Origin of the sequence: Streptomyces sp. RG80 (assembly GCF_040446465.1) — a bacterium.
Lineage (GTDB): Bacteria > Actinomycetota > Actinomycetes > Streptomycetales > Streptomycetaceae > Streptomyces.
Genome location: NZ_JBEAAJ010000010.1, coordinates 202,040 through 217,975 on the forward strand (window position 1 = coordinate 202,040; position 15,936 = coordinate 217,975).

The window sequence follows — 15,936 nt, forward strand, 5'->3', positions numbered from 1 at the left end:
GGGGGCCGGGCCCCCCCCCCCCCCCCCCCCCCCGTCGAGGAGAGCTAACGGAGGAACGGGTCCACCGCGACTGCGAGGAACAGGATCGACACATAGGTGATCGACCAGTGGAACAGCCGCATCTCCTTGAGCTTCGCGCCCGTCACCTCGGCCTTGGCCCGGTTCTGGAGGCCGTGTGCCTCCCAGAGCCAGAAGCCGCCGGCCAGCAGCGCCACCAGCGTGTAGAACCAGCCCGTGTAGCCGAGCGGGGTCAGCAGCAGCGAGACGGCGACCATGACCCAGCTGTAGATCACGATCTGCTTGGCGACCACCTTGTTGGAGGCCACCACCGGGAGCATCGGCACGCCCACGCGCGCGTAGTCCTCTTTCACCTTCATGGACAGCGGCCAGTAGTGCGGCGGCGTCCAGAAGAACATGACGAGGAAGAGGATGACCGGCGCCCACGACAGCGAGTTCGTGACGGAGGACCAGCCGATCAGCACCGGCAGGCAGCCGGCGATGCCGCCCCACACGATGTTCTGCGACGTGCGCCGCTTGAGGATCATCGTGTAGACGACGACGTAGAAGAGGAGCGCGCCGAGGGACAGCCAGGCGGACAGCCAGTTGACGGCGAGGCCGAACAGCAGCGTCGAGACGACGGCGAGTGTGATGCCGAAGGCCAGACACTCGCGCGGCGACACCATGCCGGTGACCAGCGGCCGCTGCGAGGTGCGGTCCATGAGGGCGTCGATGTCGCGGTCGATGTACATGTTCAGCGCGTTGGCGCCGCCCGCGGAGAGGTAACCGCCGAGGCAGGTGAGGAGCACCAGCGTCAGGTCGGGCACACCCTGCTCGGCGAGGAACATCACCGGCACGGTGGTGATGAGCAGCAGCTCGATGATCCGGGGCTTGGTCAGCGCCACGAATGCCTTGACACGGGCCCCGAACGGCCGGTGACTCGAGCTCTTGCTCTCCCCCAGCACCCCGGCTGGACGGGATTCGACGGCCGTCACGCACACCCCTACAGAGACATCCCAGCAAGCCTCAGCCGTGTGAAGTCCCGGTAAAGGCCCGCGCGTACCACGCCACTGTAGACGTTGCCCATACCCCGACATTCGCGGGGGTGGGGTCGTGTTGGGCAGCACCCCCGTAAGAGCGGATCGGCGCCCCGCGGACGAGCCGCTCAGCGCCCTCCGAAAGAGCCGATCCGCACTCGGTTGAGCACTCGAACGAGCGGGGCCGTATTCAGTTGCCGAACGGCGATCCGGCCCAGTCAGGAGGCGGATCGTGCAGAGTCCCGGCAGTCTGGAATGACGCGAAAAAACGCACGTACATACGGGGGTAGGCTCGACAACGGCCGGGGCGCCCCGTGCACCGGCATTCCGACATGCGTGACATGTGGAGAGGAGCCCTGACCCAGGGTGAGCACCAAGCCGACCACCACAGACCTCGAGTGGACCGAGTTGGACCAGCGGGCCGTCGACACCGCCCGCGTCCTGGCCGCCGACGCCGTACAGAAGGTCGGCAACGGCCATCCGGGTACGGCGATGAGCCTCGCGCCCGCCGCGTACACCCTCTTCCAGAAGGTGATGCGGCACGACCCCGCCGACCCGGAGTGGGTCGGACGGGACCGCTTCGTGCTGTCCGCGGGCCACTCGTCCCTGACCCTCTACACCCAGCTGTACCTGGCCGGCTTCGGCCTGGAGCTGGACGACCTGAAGGCGTTCAGGACCTGGGGCTCCAAGACCCCGGGCCACCCGGAGTACGGCCACACCAAGGGCGTCGAGACCACGACCGGCCCGCTCGGCCAGGGTGTCGCCAACGCGGTGGGCATGGCCATGGCCGCCCGCTACGAGCGCGGTCTGTTCGACCCGGAGGCCGCCGAGGGCGAGTCCCCGTTCGACCACTTCGTGTACGCCATCGCCGGTGACGGCTGCCTCCAGGAGGGCATCTCCGCCGAGGCGTCCTCGCTGGCCGGCCACCAGAAGCTCGGCAACCTCGTGCTGCTGTGGGACGACAACCACATCTCGATCGAGGGCGACACCGAGACGGCCGTCTCCGAGGACACCGTCAAGCGCTACGAGGCGTACGGCTGGCACGTCCAGCGGGTCGCCCCGAAGCCGGACGGCGACCTCGACCCGCACGCCCTCTACAACGCGATCGAGGCCGCGAAGCAGGTGACGGACAAGCCGTCCTTCATCGCGATGCGCTCGATCATCGCCTGGCCCGCCCCGAACGCGCAGAACACCGAGGCCGCCCACGGCTCGGCGCTCGGCGACGACGAGGTGGCCGCCACCAAGCGCGTCCTCGGCTTCGACCCGGAGCAGAGCTTCGAGGTCGCCGACGAGGTCATCGCCCACACCCGCCAGGCCCTCGACCGCGGTCGCGAGGCCAGGGCCGAGTGGGAGAAGCAGCTCCAGGAGTGGCGCGACAACAACGCCGAGCGGGCCGCCGAGTTCGACCGCGTCGTCGCGGGTGAGCTGCCCAAGGGCTGGGAGGACAAGCTCCCGGTCTTCGAGCCCGGCAAGGGTGTCGCCACCCGTGCCGCCTCCGGCAAGGTGCTCCAGGCGCTCGGCGCGGTGATCCCCGAGCTGTGGGGCGGCTCCGCCGACCTCGCCGGCTCGAACAACACGACGATCGACAAGAACAGCTCGTTCCTGCCGGCCGACAACCCGCTGCCGGAGGCCGACCCGTACGGCCGCACGATCCACTTCGGTATCCGCGAGCACTCCATGGCCGCGGAGATGAACGGCATCGCGCTGCACGGCAACACCCGGATCTACGGCGGCACGTTCCTCGTCTTCTCCGACTACATGCGCAACGCGGTTCGTCTCTCCGCGCTGATGCACCTGCCGGTGACGTACGTGTGGACGCACGACTCCATCGGTCTCGGCGAGGACGGCCCGACGCACCAGCCGGTCGAGCACCTGGCCTCGCTGCGCGCCATCCCGGGCCTGAACGTGGTCCGCCCGGCCGACGCCAACGAGACCGCGATCGCCTGGCGCGAGATCCTCAAGCGCTACACGAAGGTCTTCGGCAAGGGCGCCCCGCACGGTCTCGCGCTGACCCGTCAGGGCGTGCCGACGTACGCCCCCAACGAGGACGCGGCCAAGGGCGGTTACGTCCTCTTCGAGGCGTCGAACGGCGCCCCCGAGGTCGTCCTGATCGCCACCGGTTCCGAGGTGCACGTCGCCGTCGAGGCGCGCGAGCAGCTGGAGGCCGACGGTGTGCCGACGCGGGTGGTGTCCATGCCGTCCGTGGAGTGGTTCGAGGAGCAGGAGCAGGGGTACCGGGACAGCGTCCTGCCGCCCTCCGTCAGGGCTCGTGTCGCGGTCGAGGCCGGTATCGGTCTCACCTGGCACAAGTACGTCGGGGACGCCGGTCGCATCGTTTCCCTGGAGCACTTCGGTGCTTCCGCCGACGGCAAGGTGCTCTTCCAGGAGTTCGGCTTCACTGCCGAGAACGTGGCGGCCAAGGCCCGGGAATCCCTCGCCGACGCCCAGCGCTGACGCTCACATACGACACGTAGGAGATGTAATTCCATGACAGACGCACTCAAGCGCCTCTCCGAGGAGGGCGTCGCGATCTGGCTGGACGACCTGTCGCGCAAGCGGATCACGTCCGGCAACCTCGCCGAACTGATCGACCAGCAGCACGTCGTGGGCGTCACGACCAACCCGTCGATCTTCCAGAAGGCGATCTCGCAGGGCGACGGCTACGACCAGCAGCTCTCCGACCTCGCCGCCCGCAAGGTCACCGTCGAAGAGGCCATCCGCATGATCACGACGGCGGACGTCCGTGACGCCGCCGACATCCTGCGCCCGGTCTTCGACGCCACCGGCGGCCAGGACGGCCGGGTGTCGATCGAGGTCGACCCGCGCCTGGCCCACAACACCAAGGCGACGGTCGCCGAGGCCAAGCAGCTCGCCTGGCTGGTGGACCGCCCCAACACCCTCATCAAGATCCCGGCCACCAAGGCGGGGCTGCCGGCCATCACCGAGGTGATCGGCAACGGCATCAGCGTCAACGTCACGCTGATCTTCTCGCTGGAGCGCTACCGCGAGGTCATGGACGCGTACCTCGCGGGTCTGGAGAAGGCGAAGGCCAAGGGCCTGGACCTGTCCCTGATCCACTCCGTGGCGTCCTTCTTCGTGTCCCGCGTGGACACCGAGATCGACAAGCGGCTCGACGCGCTCGGCACCGACGAGGCCAAGGCCGCCCGCGGCAAGGCCGGTGTCGCCAACGCGCGGCTCGCCTACGAGGCGTACGAGGAGATCTTCTCCTCGGCCCGCTGGCAGGAGCTGGACAAGGCGCAGGCCAACAAGCAGCGCCCGCTGTGGGCCTCGACCGGCGTGAAGGACCCCGCCTACAAGGCGACCCTCTACGTCGACGAGCTCGTCGCGCCCAACACGGTGAACACCATGCCGGAGGCCACCCTCCAGGCCACCGAGGAGAGCGGCGAGATCCGCGGCAACGCCGTCGCCGGTACGTACGAGCAGTCGCGCGCCGAGATCGACGCGGTCGAGAAGCTCGGGATCTCGTACGACGACGTGGTGCAGCTTCTTGAGGACGAGGGCGTCGAGAAGTTCGAGGCCTCCTGGAACGACCTGCTCAAGTCGACTGAGGCGGAGCTGGAGCGCCTCGCACCCTCGGAGGGCTAAACCTTGTCGAGCAGCAATCCGCTGCGTGACCCCGCCGACCGACGGCTCCCGCGTATCGCGGGGCCGTCGGGCCTGGTCATCTTCGGCGTCACCGGCGACCTCTCCCGCAAGAAGCTGATGCCCGCCGTGTACGACCTCGCGAACCGGGGTCTGCTGCCGCCGGGCTTCTCGCTGGTCGGGTTCGCCCGGCGCGAGTGGCAGAACGAGGACTTCGCGCAGGAGGTCCACGACGCCGTCAAGGAGCACGCCCGTACGCCGTTCCGCGAGGAGGTCTGGCAGCAGCTCATCCAGGGGATGCGCTTCGTCCAGGGCACCTTCGACGACGACGACGCCTTCGAGCGGCTGCGCGGCACCATCGAGGAGCTCGACAAGGCCCAGGGCACGGGCGGCAACTTCGCCTTCTACCTGTCGGTGCCGCCGCGCTCCTTCCCCGTGGTCATCCAGCAGCTGAAGAAGCACGGGCTGGCCGACCAGTCCTCCGGCTCCTGGCGCCGCGCGGTCATCGAGAAGCCGTTCGGACACGACCTGAAGTCGGCCGAGGAGCTCAACAAGGTCGTCCACGAGGTCTTCGCCCCGGACCAGGTCTTCCGCATCGACCACTATCTGGGCAAGGAGACCGTCCAGAACATCCTGGCGCTCCGCTTCGCCAACCAGATGTTCGAGCCGATCTGGAACCGGTCCTTCGTGGACCACGTGCAGATCACGATGGCCGAGGACATCGGCATCGGCGGCCGCGCCGGCTACTACGACGGCATCGGCGCCGCCCGTGACGTCATCCAGAACCACCTGCTCCAGCTCATGGCCCTCACGGCCATGGAGGAGCCCGCCTCCTTCGACGCGGACGCGCTGGCCGCCGAGAAGACCAAGGTGCTCGGCGCGGTACGACTGCCGAAGGACCTGGGCCGGGACACCGTGCGCGGACAGTACGCGGCGGGCTGGCAGGGCGGCGAGAAGGCGGTCGGCTACCTCCAGGAGGAGGGCATCGACCCCAAGTCCAAGACGGACACGTACGCGGCCATCAAGCTGGAGGTGGACAACCGTCGCTGGGCGGGCGTCCCGTTCTACCTGCGGACCGGCAAGCGGCTGGGTCGCCGGGTCACCGAGATCGCGGTCGTCTTCCAGCGGGCCCCGCACTCCCCCTTCGACTCGACGGCCACCGAGGAGCTGGGCTCCAACGCGATCGTCATCCGCGTCCAGCCCGACGAGGGCATCACGGTCCGCTTCGGTTCGAAGGTCCCCGGTACGTCCATGGAGATCCGGGACGTGTCGATGGACTTCGCGTACGGCGAGTCCTTCACGGAGTCCTCGCCCGAGGCGTACGAGCGTCTGATCCTGGACGTCCTGCTCGGCGACTCGAACCTCTTCCCGCGCACCGAGGAGGTCGAGCTGTCCTGGCAGATCCTCGACCCGATCGAGCAGTACTGGGACAAGCACGGCAAGCCAGCCCAGTACCCGTCCGGCACCTGGGGTCCGGTCGAGGCGGACGAAATGCTCGCACGAGAGGGACGGAGCTGGCGCCGGCCATGAAGATAGACCTCACGGACACCACGGCCAGCAAGGTCAACAAGGCGCTGGTGAAGGGCCGCCGGGCCATCGGCACCCCGGCCGTCGGCATGGTGCTCACCCTGGTCATCGTCACGGACGAGGAGAACGCCTACGACGCTCTGAAGGCCGCCAACGACGCGTCGCGCGAGCACCCCTCGCGCACGCTCGTGGTCATCAAGCGCGTCTCCCGCACTCCTCGCGACCGCACCCAGTCCCGCCTGGACGCCGAGGTGCGGGTGGGCGCGGACGCGGGCACCGGCGAGACCGTCGTCCTGCGGCTGTACGGCGAGGTCGTCGACCACGCCCAGTCGGTCGTCCTGCCGCTGCTGCTGCCCGACGCCCCCGTGGTCGTCTGGTGGCCGGTGGAGGCGCCGATCGACCCGGCGAACGACCCGCTGGGCGCCCTGGCCCAGCGCCGGGTCACCGACACCTACGCCTCCGAGCAGCCGGTACGGGACCTCGGTGCCCGCGCCGACACCTACACGCCCGGCGACACCGACCTGTCGTGGACCCGCATCACGCCCTGGCGCTCGATGCTGGCCGCGGCCCTGGACCAGGTCACCGTCGACGTCAACGCCGTCGAGGTGGAGGGCGAGGAGTTCAACCCGAGCTGCGAGCTCCTGGCGATGTGGCTCGCGGACCGGCTGGACGTGCCGGTGAAGCGCTCGCTGTCGAACGGCCCCGGTCTCACCGCGGTCCGTATGGACACCAGCCACGGCCCGATCGTCCTGGACCGCGCGGACGGCTCGCTGGCGACGCTGTCCATCGAGGGCCAGCCCGACCGCGGGGTGGCGCTCAAGCGCCGGGAGACGGCCGAGCTGATCGCGGAGGAGCTGCGGCGGCTCGACCCGGACGACACGTACGCCTCGGCGCTGCGGTTCGGGGTGGAGCGGCTGAACCCCGCTCCGGCGCCGGCCGCCGTCGAGACGCCGGTGGCGGAAGCCGTGAAGGCGCCCGCGAAGAAGGCGGCCGCCAAGAAGGCCACGGCTGCGTCTTCGTCGCGGAAGGCGGCGGCGAAGTGAGCACTCCGCAGCTGGTCGTGCACCGCGACAAGGAGCTGATGGCGCAGGCCGCCGCGGCCCGTCTGATCACGAAGATCGTGGACGCGCAGGCCTCCCGGGGCTACGCGTCCGTGGTCCTCACCGGCGGCCGCAACGGCAACGGCCTGCTGGCCGCGCTGGCGGCGGCTCCGGCCCGGGACGCGATCGACTGGGGCCGGCTCGACCTGTGGTGGGGCGACGAGCGCTACCTGCCCGAGGGCGACCCGGACCGCAATGTCACGCAGGCCCGTGAGGCCCTGCTGGACTCGGTGCCGCTCGACCCGAAGCGGGTGCACGCCATGCCCGCCTCGGACGGCCCGTACGGCGACGACGTGGACGCGGCCGCGGCCGCCTACGCCGAGGAACTCGCCCGTGCCGCGGGCCCCGAGAACCACGGCGAGGTGCCGACCTTCGACGTCCTGATGCTGGGCGTCGGTCCGGACACCCACGTCGCGTCGCTGTTCCCGGAGCTCCCGGCGGTGCGGGAGACCGAGCGCACGGTGGTGGGCGTCCACGGCGCCCCGAAGCCCCCGCCGACCCGGGTCACGCTGACCCTGCCCGCCATCCGTGCCGCCCGCGAGGTGTGGCTCCTGGCGGCCGGTGAGGACAAGGCCGGCGCCGCGGCCATCGCCCTCTCGGGCGCGGGCGAGATCCAGGCCCCGGCGGCCGGCGCGACCGGCCGCCGCCGCACCCTGTGGCTCCTGGACTCGGCGGCGGCCTCCCGGCTGCCGCGCTCGCTGTACCCGCCGGCGTCACCCTGAGCGGACCGACACGGACGGCCGGGACCCGGGTCAGCTCCGGGTCCCGGCCGTCCGTCGTCCCAGAATCGTCTCCCGCCACTCCTGCGGCTCCTTGCGGATCTGCTCCAGGAGCTTGTGGAAGATGGTCGCGTCGAAGAGCAGGCCGTTGTACTCCTGCGGCACCCGCACGTTGTTGATCACGGCCGTCGGCGTGCCCGGCCCGCCGGGTTCGGCGGTGCCTCCGTACAGTTCGTAGGCGTGCTCGGACGCCGTCACGAACGCGCGGTACTTCATCGTCCTCACGGCGGAGTCGAAGGCGGGGCCGCGCAACCCCTCGACCCGGCCCGCCAGTTCGAGCAGATAGGCGTCGGTGAAGCCGTCGACGGCCTCCTCCGGCTGGTTGGCGTAGAGCACCTGGTGGTACTCGGCGAACTTGCCTTCCTCCAGCGCGGCCCGCAGGGCGTTGACCGCCTTCTTCGAACCGCTGCCGCCCAGCCGGTCGTCGAGGAAGGACGCGAGCGTGTACTCGGTCCTCGTCTCCCGCCGGATGGTGGCCTGCCGTAGTTCCGGGCCGCCGCCGGTGCTCTCGAACTCCTCACAGACCGGGCAGCGCGGATCCTCGTACAGATGGACCGACACCGGGGCGTGCGGGTCGCCGACCACGATCGTGGTCCCGTTCGCGGCGAGTTTCTCGGGCACCACGTCCAGGCTCGCATACGCGGCCGGGGCCTCGCGCCCCGGTCTGCGCGGCTCGTCCTCCCCCGGTGTGTCTCTCTGGCCGCACCCGGAGAGCGCCGCCCCCATCAAGGCGACCACCGTCACTACGCCGGCGAGCCGTCCCCCACGCATCATGTGCATCTCCTCTCTCCCCTTGATCAGGGGGACCCTAAGGCACAGCTCATGGGGAGACGCACCGCATTTCAGGAGCCGTGCGGCCCCGGCCCGTATGGATTGCCCTGGTTGTACGGGTTCCCGGCGGGCGGCCCGTACGGATTGTTGTACGGGTTTCCCGCGGACGGGCCGTACGGATTTCCCTGCGGCGGCACATACGGCGGCATGGGCGGGGGCGGTGGGGTGAAGCGGGGCTGGGTGGCCGGGTGGGTCGCCAGCCGGATGCCGTACTGCTGCTCCAGGCGCCGCATCTCCAGCAGCGCGATCCCGGTGACCGTCGTCGGGGCGCCCAGGATGAACAGGATGCCCAGACCGAGGCCGAGGCCGTGCAGGTCGCCCGTGACCAGGTCGGGGATGGCCATCAGCCAGGCCGTGACCGAGGCGAGCAGCGGCGGCAGACAGCGGTGCACACCCGCCGTGCCGAAGAAGTTCGCACCGACGTGCCAGGCCCCGCGGGCCACGAAGCCGATCAGCCAGAGCACCAGCGGGCCGACGACCAGAATGAAGAACCCGGCACCACCCGCCGCCTGCAACAGCACGACCGTGAGCACGATCGACCCCACGAAGAGCAGCAGCAGCTTCAGCGAGTTGAACAGCGAGGGCTTCAACCCGCTGACCGAGCCGGTCCGCCGCCACACGAAGAGCATGACGCCGACCGTCAGCGGCGTGATGAACAGCAGGACGACGGACGCCGTCAGCATGTTCTCCAGGATCTCGTCGAAGCCGAAGCCGTCCTCGACGAAGGTGTAGACGCCGATCGCGGCGAACGTCCCGGCGATGAGGCGGATCTTCTTGAGCTGCTCCACCGCCGGGTCGACGGACTCCGGGATCCACGCCGGATGGAACACCGCGCGTGCCGCGTGTTTCGGCTTCCAGAACGGCCCCGCCGTCAGCGCGCCGCCCGTCCAACCGCCTTGCGAACCAGCCATTCCGCACTCCCCCGAGCCATGGCTTCCATGATCGTCGGGGATTCTACGGGAAGCGGACGGTCACGCGCCGCCCGCTTTCCGTCATCGGCGGTCACGAACGGCCGCGCAGCTCCCGGTACTTGGCGACCAGAGCCTGGGTCGAGCCGTCCAGACCCGGAACCTCCGCACCCTCGGTCAGGGCCGGTTCGACGCGCTTGGCGAGCACCTTGCCCAGCTCCACGCCCCACTGGTCGAAGGAGTCGATGTTCCAGACGGCGCCCTGGACGAACACCTTGTGCTCGTACAGCGCGATGAGCTGGCCCAGGACGGACGGGGTCAGTTCCCGCGCCAGGATCGTCGTCGTGGGGTGGTCGCCCTTGAACGTCTTGTGCGCCACCAGCTCCTCCGGCACCCCCTCGGCCCGCACCTCGCCCGGTGTCTTGCCGAACGCGAGCGCCTGGGTCTGCGCGAAGAAGTTCGCCATCAACAGGTCGTGCTGTGCCTTGAGTTCGTCACTCAGCTCGGCGACCGGCTCGGCGAAGCCGATGAAGTCCGCCGGGATCAGCTTGGTGCCCTGGTGGATCAACTGGTAGTACGCGTGCTGCCCGTTGGTCCCCGGTGTTCCCCACACCACGGGCCCGGTCTCCCACTCCACCGGTACACCGTCCCGGCCCACGTACTTGCCGTTGGACTCCATGTCGAGCTGCTGGAGGTAGGCGGTGAACCTGGACAGGTAGTGGCTGTAGGGCAGCACGGCGTGCGACTGGGCACCGAGGAAGTTGCCGTACCAGATGCCCAACAGGCCCATCAGCAAAGGCACGTTGGACTCGGCGGGCGCCGTCCTGAAGTGCTCGTCGACGAGGTGGAAGCCGTCGAGCATCTCGCGGAAGCGGTCCGGGCCGATGGCGATCATCAGGGAGAGGCCGATCGCCGAGTCGTAGGAGTACCGTCCGCCGACCCAGTCCCAGAACTCGAACATGTTGGCCGTGTCGATGCCGAAGTCGGAGACCTTCTCGGCGTTCGTCGACAGCGCCACGAAGTGCCTGGCGACGGCGGCCTCGTCACCGAGCGCGTCCAGCACCCACCGGCGGGCCGAGGTGGCGTTGGTGATCGTCTCGATGGTGGTGAAGGTCTTGGAGGCGATGATGAACAGCGTCTCGGCCGGGTCCAGGTCGCGGGTGGCCTCGTGCAGATCGGCGCCGTCCACGTTGGACACGAACCGGACCCTGAGGTCGCGGTCGGTGTAGGCGCGCAGCACCTCGTAGGCCATCGCCGGGCCGAGGTCGGAGCCGCCGATGCCGACGTTCACGACGTTCCTGATGCGCCGGCCGGTGTGCCCCGTCCACGCCCCGGAGCGGACGCGCTCGGCGAAGGCGGCCATCTTGTCGAGGACCGCGTGCACCCCCGGGACCACGTTCTCCCCGTCGACCTCCACGACCGCGTCCCGCGGCGCCCGCAGCGCGGTGTGCAGGACGGCCCGGTCCTCGGTGGTGTTGATCCTCTCGCCGCGGAACATGGCGTCCCGCAGGCCGAAGACATCGGTGGCGGCGGCCAGTTCGCGCAGCAGCCGCAGCGTCTCCTCGGTGACGAGGTGCTTGGAGTAGTCGATGTGCAGGTCCCCGACCCGCAGCGTGTACCCGGTGCCGCGCCCGGGGTCGGCGGCGAACAGCTCGCGCAGCCCCACCTCGCCGAGCTCCTCGCGGTGCTTGGTCAGGGCGGTCCACTCGGGCGTCTGGTTGAGCCTCGTACGGCCGTCTGCGTTCATGTCCGACTTCAGCCTTCTTTCGTGCCTGTCCCAGCTGGTCCAACCTAGTTGATCAGCGCGTGACATGAGCTGTCGTGGCGCCGTCCCGCGGTGCAACAACAGGTACGTCCGGCTTGAGCGCAGGTGTCAACGAGACGACGGAGAGGACGAAGAAACCGGCCGCGAGCAGCGCCGGGGTGTTGAGTCCCCAGGCCGTTGCGACAGCGCCGCCCAGCAGCGCGCCCAGGGGCGCCCCGGCGACGGCCAGGGTCCGGAAGGCCGAGCTGACCCGGCCCAGCATCTCGGCGGGGCTGCGCTGCTGCATGAGAGTCGTGGTGTTGACGTTCCACACCATGCCCAGCAGCCCGAAGACGGCCATCGCGGCCACCATCGCGACCAGGCTCCGCACCGTCCCCATCACGACGAGCGCGCCGATCTGCACGGTCCCGGCGAGCAGCACCGCCCGTACCCGCCCTATGCGGGAGACGAGCCTGCGGTTGATCGCTCCGCCGGCCAGGGAGCCGACGGTGTAGGCGGTGGTCGCCGCCGCGAACCCGGCATGGCCCGCGCCGATCCAGTCGGTCACCAGGAGCACCATGGTGGCGATGAGGGCGCCCACGCCGACATTGCACAGGGCCGTCGCCGCGCACAGTCCTCGCAGGGCCCGGTCCCGGGCCAGGGTGCGCAGCCCCTCCGCGATCTCCCGGCGCAGGGTGCTGCCCGCGGTTCTCGGCTTCCGCGCGGGCGCACCGGTCCGCAGGGATGCCACCAGCGCCGCCGCCACCAGAAAGGTCGCCGCGTCGGCCACGAAGGGCACGGGGGCGCCGACCACCAGCAGCAGGGGGACGACCGGGGCGCCCAGCAGCCCGCCGGCGATCTTCTGCCCGGTCATCAGACGGGCGTTGGCGCTGCCGAGGGCCTCGTTGTCGACCAGGGCGGGCAGGAGCGCCGTGGCCGCGTTGTCGAAGAGCGTCTGGAGGGTGGTCAGGGCGAAGGCGAGCGCGATCAGCAGACCGATGGAGGCCTGCCCGAACGCCACGGCCACCGCGAAACAGGCGACCAGCACCCCTCGTAGCGCATCGACGGTCCACATCGCGCGCCGTTGGTCCACGCGGTCGGCGACGGCGCCGCCGAGCAGTCCGAAGACGATCCAGGGCAGATAGCCACAGGCGGTGACCGCCGCTATGGCCAGGGGCTCGTCGGTCAGGGTGGCGGCCAGCAGGGGCAGCGCCGCCGTCCGCAGCGCGTCACCGAAACTGGAGAGCACGGCGGCGCCCCACAGCCGCCCGAACCCCCCACGCCACGCAGGCACACGTACGCCCGCAGCCTCGACCGTCGCCACAGCTCCCCCTCACGATTCATCTGCACCGAAGCGATGCACAAACCGTAGAGGTCACCACTGACAGTCGATCCGGGCTGTGGATAACTTGCCCGGCCCGGGGCGAAACAGCTCCGGCCAGGCACCTCTCGGTGCCCGGCCGGCTGTCAATTCCTAGATCTCGCCCCGCAGTTTGGCGAGCGCCTCGGCGAGGATCGCCTCGCCGTCCGCGTCGCTGCGCCGCTCCCGTACATACGCGAGGTGCGTCTTGTACGGCTCGGTGCGCGGTGGGGCCGGCGGGTTGTCCCGGTCCTGTCCGGCGGGGAAGCCGCAGCGCGGGCAGTCCCAGGTTTCGGGAACCTGCGCGTCGCTGGCGAAGCTGGGCTGCGTCTCGTGCCCGTTGGAGCACCAGAAGGAGATGCGCAGCCGGGGCGCGGACTCGCCACGCTCGGCCTCGCCCATCGGCCCCGCCCCGACCCGGCTTCCTCGGATCGCGTTGCCACTTGCCACGGTCGTAACTCCCTGCGTGATGGTGCCGCGAAGCGAGTCGGCGTTTCGCTTCGTTGCGAGCGCCTCAGTCTACGTAAGGCCCAACGCGCGTCCAGTGATTGGAGTTACAGCCCTCACACCTAGACGCAAGCCCCATGATAGGCCGCGCTCAGGTGCGCGTACCGAACATGGGGCCTTACGTGCGGAATGTGCGTGCCGGTCAGTTGTTCGTCTTCATGAGAAGGCCGAGCACGATGATGCACGCGAACCACAGCAGACCGACCACGATGGTGATCCGGTCGAGGTTGCGCTCGGCGACGGAGGAGCCACCGACGGAGGACTGCATGCCGCCACCGAACATGTCGGAGAGGCCGCCGCCCTTGCCCTTGTGCATCAGCACCAGCAGCATCATGAGACCGCTGAAGACGATCAGGGCGATCGAGAACCCCATAACCACGGCTGGACCAACTTCCTCGGATCTGGATGGACGACAGGGGCACAGCCACTGAGCTGTGCCCCCGCAAGGGTACGACGGATCCCGCTTACCAGGAACTCACTGGTCGCGGAAGCGCACGATCTTGACGAACTCGTCGGCATCGAGGGACGCACCGCCCACGAGCGCACCGTCGATGTCGGCCTGCGCCATGATCTCGGCGACGTTGCCGGACTTCACGGAGCCGCCGTACTGGATGCGGACCTGGTCGGCCAGCTCCTGGGTGTACAGCTCGGCGACCTTGCCGCGGATGGCCGCGCAGACCTCCTGGGCGTCCTCGGCGCCGCAGACCTTGCCGGTGCCGATGGCCCACACGGGCTCGTAGGCGATCACGACGGACTCGGCCTGCTCGGCCGGGAGGTCCTTCAGACCGCCCTCGACCTGGGCGAGGGTGTGGGAGACGTGGTTGCCCGCCTCGCGGACCTCCAGCTCCTCGCCGACGCACAGGATCGGGGTCAGGCCGTGCTTGTAGGCGGCCTTGACCTTGGCGTTGACGATCTCGTCGGTCTCGGCGTGGTACTGACGGCGCTCGGAGTGGCCGATCGCCACGTACGTGCACTTCAGCTTGGCCAGCATGGCACCGGAGATCTCACCGGTGTAGGCGCCGGAGTCCTGCGCCGAGATGTCCTGGGCGCCGTACTTGATCTTCAGCTTGTCGCCGTCGACCAGCGTCTGCACGGAGCGCAGATCGGTGAAGGGCGGCAGGACGGCGACCTCTACGGCCTCGTAGTCCTTGTCCGCGAGGGCGAAGGCGAGCTTCTGGACGTGTGCGATGGCCTCGAGGTGGTTGAGGTTCATCTTCCAGTTACCCGCCATGATCGGCGTGCGAGTGGTCATGCGGGGTCAGTCCTCCAGTGCGGCGAGGCCGGGGAGCGTCTTGCCCTCGAGGTATTCGAGGGAGGCGCCGCCACCGGTCGAGATGTGGCCGAACGCGTTCTCGTCGAAGCCCAGGATCCGGACGGCCGCGGCGGAGTCGCCACCGCCGACGACCGTGAAGGCCTGGGAGTCGAGGAGTGCCTGGGCGACCGACTTGGTGCCCTCGGCGAATTCGGGGTGTTCGAAGACGCCCATCGGGCCGTTCCAGAAGACGGTGGCGGCGTCGGTGATCTTCGAGGCGTACAGCTTGCCGGAGGCGGGGCCGATGTCCAGGCCCATCCCGTCGGCGGGGATGGCGTCCGCGGCGACGGTGCTCGCACCCGCCGGAGCCTTGGTCTTCAGGTCCGGGAACGCGGGGGCGACCACGGCGTCGACCGGCAGGACCAGCTCGACGCCGGTCTTCTCGGCGCGCTCGATGTACTCCAGGACCGCCGGGATCTGGTCCTCCTGGAGGAGGGACGCGCCGACCTCGTGGCCCTTGGCCTTGAGGAAGGTGAAGGCCATGCCGCCGCCGATGAGGATGCGGTCGGCCTTGCCGAGCAGCTCGTCGATGACGGCGAGCTTGTCGGAGACCTTGGCGCCGCCGAGCACGACCACGTAGGGCCGCTGGACCTCGTCGGTGAGCTTCTTCAGGACGCCGACCTCGGTGGCGATCAGGAAGCCGGCGTAGTGCGGCAGCTTGGCCGGAAGGTCGTACACGGACGCGTGCTTACGGTGCACCGCGCCGAAGCCGTCACCGACGTAGACGTCGGCGAGGGCGGCGAGCTGGTCGGCGAAGGCGCCACGCTCGGCGTCGTCCTTGGACGTCTCGCCCGCGTTGAAGCGCAGGTTCTCGACGACCGCGACCCGGCCGTCGGCGAGGCCGGCGACGGTGGCCGTGGCGGACTCGCCGACGGTGTCGGTCGCGAAGGCCACGTCGGCGCCGAGGAGCTCACCCAGGCGCGCGGCGGCGGGCGCGAGGGAGAAGGCCGGGTCCGGGGCGCCCTTGGGGCGGCCCAGGTGGGAGGCGACGACCACGCGGGCGCCCGCCTCGGCCAGCGCCTTGACGGTGGGCAGCACGGCGCGGATACGGCCGTCGTCGGTGATGGTCGTGCCGTCGAGGGGCACGTTGAGGTCGGCGCGGACGAAGACCCGCTTGCCGGCCACTCCTTCGGCGAGGAGTTCGTCGATCGTCTTCATTGCAGGGGACTCCCGAGGAGGGTGTGGTACTCGGATCGCTCGTGATCCTAAGAGGGCCGTTCTGTACGTGAGT

The 15,936-nt window shown here is 69.8% G+C and carries 14 protein-coding genes; 5 read left to right on the top strand and 9 right to left on the bottom strand.

All coding sequences use genetic code 11. From position 1 onward, the window contains the following. Window positions 1-44: 44 nt before the first annotated feature. Window positions 45-998, bottom strand: a complete 954-nt coding sequence (locus tag ABKA17_RS33275) for a heme o synthase (RefSeq protein WP_353696038.1) — start codon at window positions 996-998, stop codon at window positions 45-47. A 402-nt stretch (window positions 999-1,400) separates the two neighbouring features. Here ABKA17_RS33275 and tkt point away from each other — a divergent pair, with 402 nt between their 5' ends. From tkt to pgl, 5 genes are read left to right on the top strand one after another with little or no spacing between them, the layout of a single operon-like run. Further along, entirely contained in the window at window positions 1,401-3,488 is a 2,088-nt protein-coding gene (tkt, locus tag ABKA17_RS33280; RefSeq protein WP_353696039.1) for a transketolase, read from the top strand. Window positions 3,489-3,521: 33 nt separating this feature from the next. Continuing rightward, window positions 3,522-4,640, top strand: coding sequence for a transaldolase (tal, locus tag ABKA17_RS33285; RefSeq protein ID WP_353696040.1), 1,119 nt, complete (start codon window positions 3,522-3,524; stop codon window positions 4,638-4,640). A 3-nt stretch (window positions 4,641-4,643) separates the two neighbouring features. Beyond that, on the top strand, window positions 4,644-6,167 hold the full coding sequence (gene zwf, locus ABKA17_RS33290; RefSeq protein ID WP_353696041.1) for a glucose-6-phosphate dehydrogenase: 1,524 nt from the start codon (window positions 4,644-4,646) through the stop codon (window positions 6,165-6,167). Continuing rightward, window positions 6,164-7,207 carry a glucose-6-phosphate dehydrogenase assembly protein OpcA gene (gene opcA, locus ABKA17_RS33295; protein WP_353696042.1) on the top strand — a complete coding sequence of 348 codons (1,044 nt, stop codon included), beginning with the start codon at window positions 6,164-6,166 and terminating at the stop codon, window positions 7,205-7,207. The genes zwf and opcA overlap by 4 nt, the downstream gene beginning before the upstream one ends. Beyond that, window positions 7,204-7,986: a 6-phosphogluconolactonase gene (gene pgl / locus ABKA17_RS33300; protein WP_353696043.1), complete on the top strand. Its 783-nt coding sequence runs from the start codon at window positions 7,204-7,206 to the stop codon at window positions 7,984-7,986. Before opcA ends, pgl begins: the two co-directional genes overlap by 4 nt. A 30-nt stretch (window positions 7,987-8,016) precedes the next feature. Here the strand turns inward: pgl and ABKA17_RS33305 are convergent, their stop codons facing one another. The 8 genes from ABKA17_RS33305 to ABKA17_RS33340 all read right to left on the bottom strand — a co-directional run bounded on the left by ABKA17_RS33305 (window position 8,017) and on the right by ABKA17_RS33340 (window position 15,863). Then, on the bottom strand, window positions 8,017-8,814 hold the full coding sequence (locus ABKA17_RS33305; RefSeq protein WP_502994461.1) for a DsbA family protein: 798 nt from the start codon (window positions 8,812-8,814) through the stop codon (window positions 8,017-8,019). Window positions 8,815-8,885: 71 nt separating this feature from the next. Beyond that, window positions 8,886-9,785 (bottom strand): hypothetical protein, encoded by a 900-nt coding sequence (locus ABKA17_RS33310; protein WP_353696045.1) that lies wholly within the window; start codon window positions 9,783-9,785, stop codon window positions 8,886-8,888. Window positions 9,786-9,876: 91 nt separating this feature from the next. Then, window positions 9,877-11,529, bottom strand: coding sequence for a glucose-6-phosphate isomerase (pgi, locus tag ABKA17_RS33315; protein WP_353696046.1), 1,653 nt, complete (start codon window positions 11,527-11,529; stop codon window positions 9,877-9,879). A gap of 52 nt (window positions 11,530-11,581) precedes the next feature. After that, window positions 11,582-12,850, bottom strand: coding sequence for an MFS transporter (locus ABKA17_RS33320; RefSeq protein ID WP_353696047.1), 1,269 nt, complete (start codon window positions 12,848-12,850; stop codon window positions 11,582-11,584). Window positions 12,851-13,000: 150 nt separating this feature from the next. Continuing rightward, the gene (locus ABKA17_RS33325; RefSeq protein ID WP_078637775.1) at window positions 13,001-13,336 is read right to left on the bottom strand and encodes an RNA polymerase-binding protein RbpA; all 336 of its coding nucleotides are present in this window, start codon (window positions 13,334-13,336) and stop codon (window positions 13,001-13,003) included. Window positions 13,337-13,535: 199 nt separating this feature from the next. Next, window positions 13,536-13,766, bottom strand: coding sequence for a preprotein translocase subunit SecG (secG, locus tag ABKA17_RS33330; RefSeq protein WP_194080280.1), 231 nt, complete (start codon window positions 13,764-13,766; stop codon window positions 13,536-13,538). A 102-nt stretch (window positions 13,767-13,868) separates the two neighbouring features. Beyond that, window positions 13,869-14,645: a triose-phosphate isomerase gene (tpiA, locus tag ABKA17_RS33335; RefSeq protein ID WP_353696048.1), complete on the bottom strand. Its 777-nt coding sequence runs from the start codon at window positions 14,643-14,645 to the stop codon at window positions 13,869-13,871. 6 nt (window positions 14,646-14,651) lie between these two features. Further along, the gene (locus ABKA17_RS33340) at window positions 14,652-15,863 is read right to left on the bottom strand and encodes a phosphoglycerate kinase (RefSeq protein WP_353696049.1); all 1,212 of its coding nucleotides are present in this window, start codon (window positions 15,861-15,863) and stop codon (window positions 14,652-14,654) included. Window positions 15,864-15,936: the final 73 nt, after the last annotated feature.

Bases quoted from the DNA above. Each gene is read 5' to 3' on its own strand.
- tal (WP_353696040.1), top strand. From the start codon at position 3,522: ATGACAGACGCACTCAAGCGCCTCTCCGAGGAGGGCGTCGCGATCTGG.
- opcA (WP_353696042.1), top strand. From the start codon at position 6,164: ATGAAGATAGACCTCACGGACACCACGGCCAGCAAGGTCAACAAGGCG.
- ABKA17_RS33305 (WP_502994461.1), bottom strand. From the start codon at position 8,814: ATGCGTGGGGGACGGCTCGCCGGCGTAGTGACGGTGGTCGCCTTGATG.
- ABKA17_RS33310 (WP_353696045.1), bottom strand. From the start codon at position 9,785: ATGGCTGGTTCGCAAGGCGGTTGGACGGGCGGCGCGCTGACGGCGGGG.
- pgi (WP_353696046.1), bottom strand. From the start codon at position 11,529: ATGAACGCAGACGGCCGTACGAGGCTCAACCAGACGCCCGAGTGGACC.
- secG (WP_194080280.1), bottom strand. From the start codon at position 13,766: ATGGGGTTCTCGATCGCCCTGATCGTCTTCAGCGGTCTCATGATGCTG.
- tpiA (WP_353696048.1), bottom strand. From the start codon at position 14,645: ATGACCACTCGCACGCCGATCATGGCGGGTAACTGGAAGATGAACCTC.
- ABKA17_RS33340 (WP_353696049.1), bottom strand. From the start codon at position 15,863: ATGAAGACGATCGACGAACTCCTCGCCGAAGGAGTGGCCGGCAAGCGG.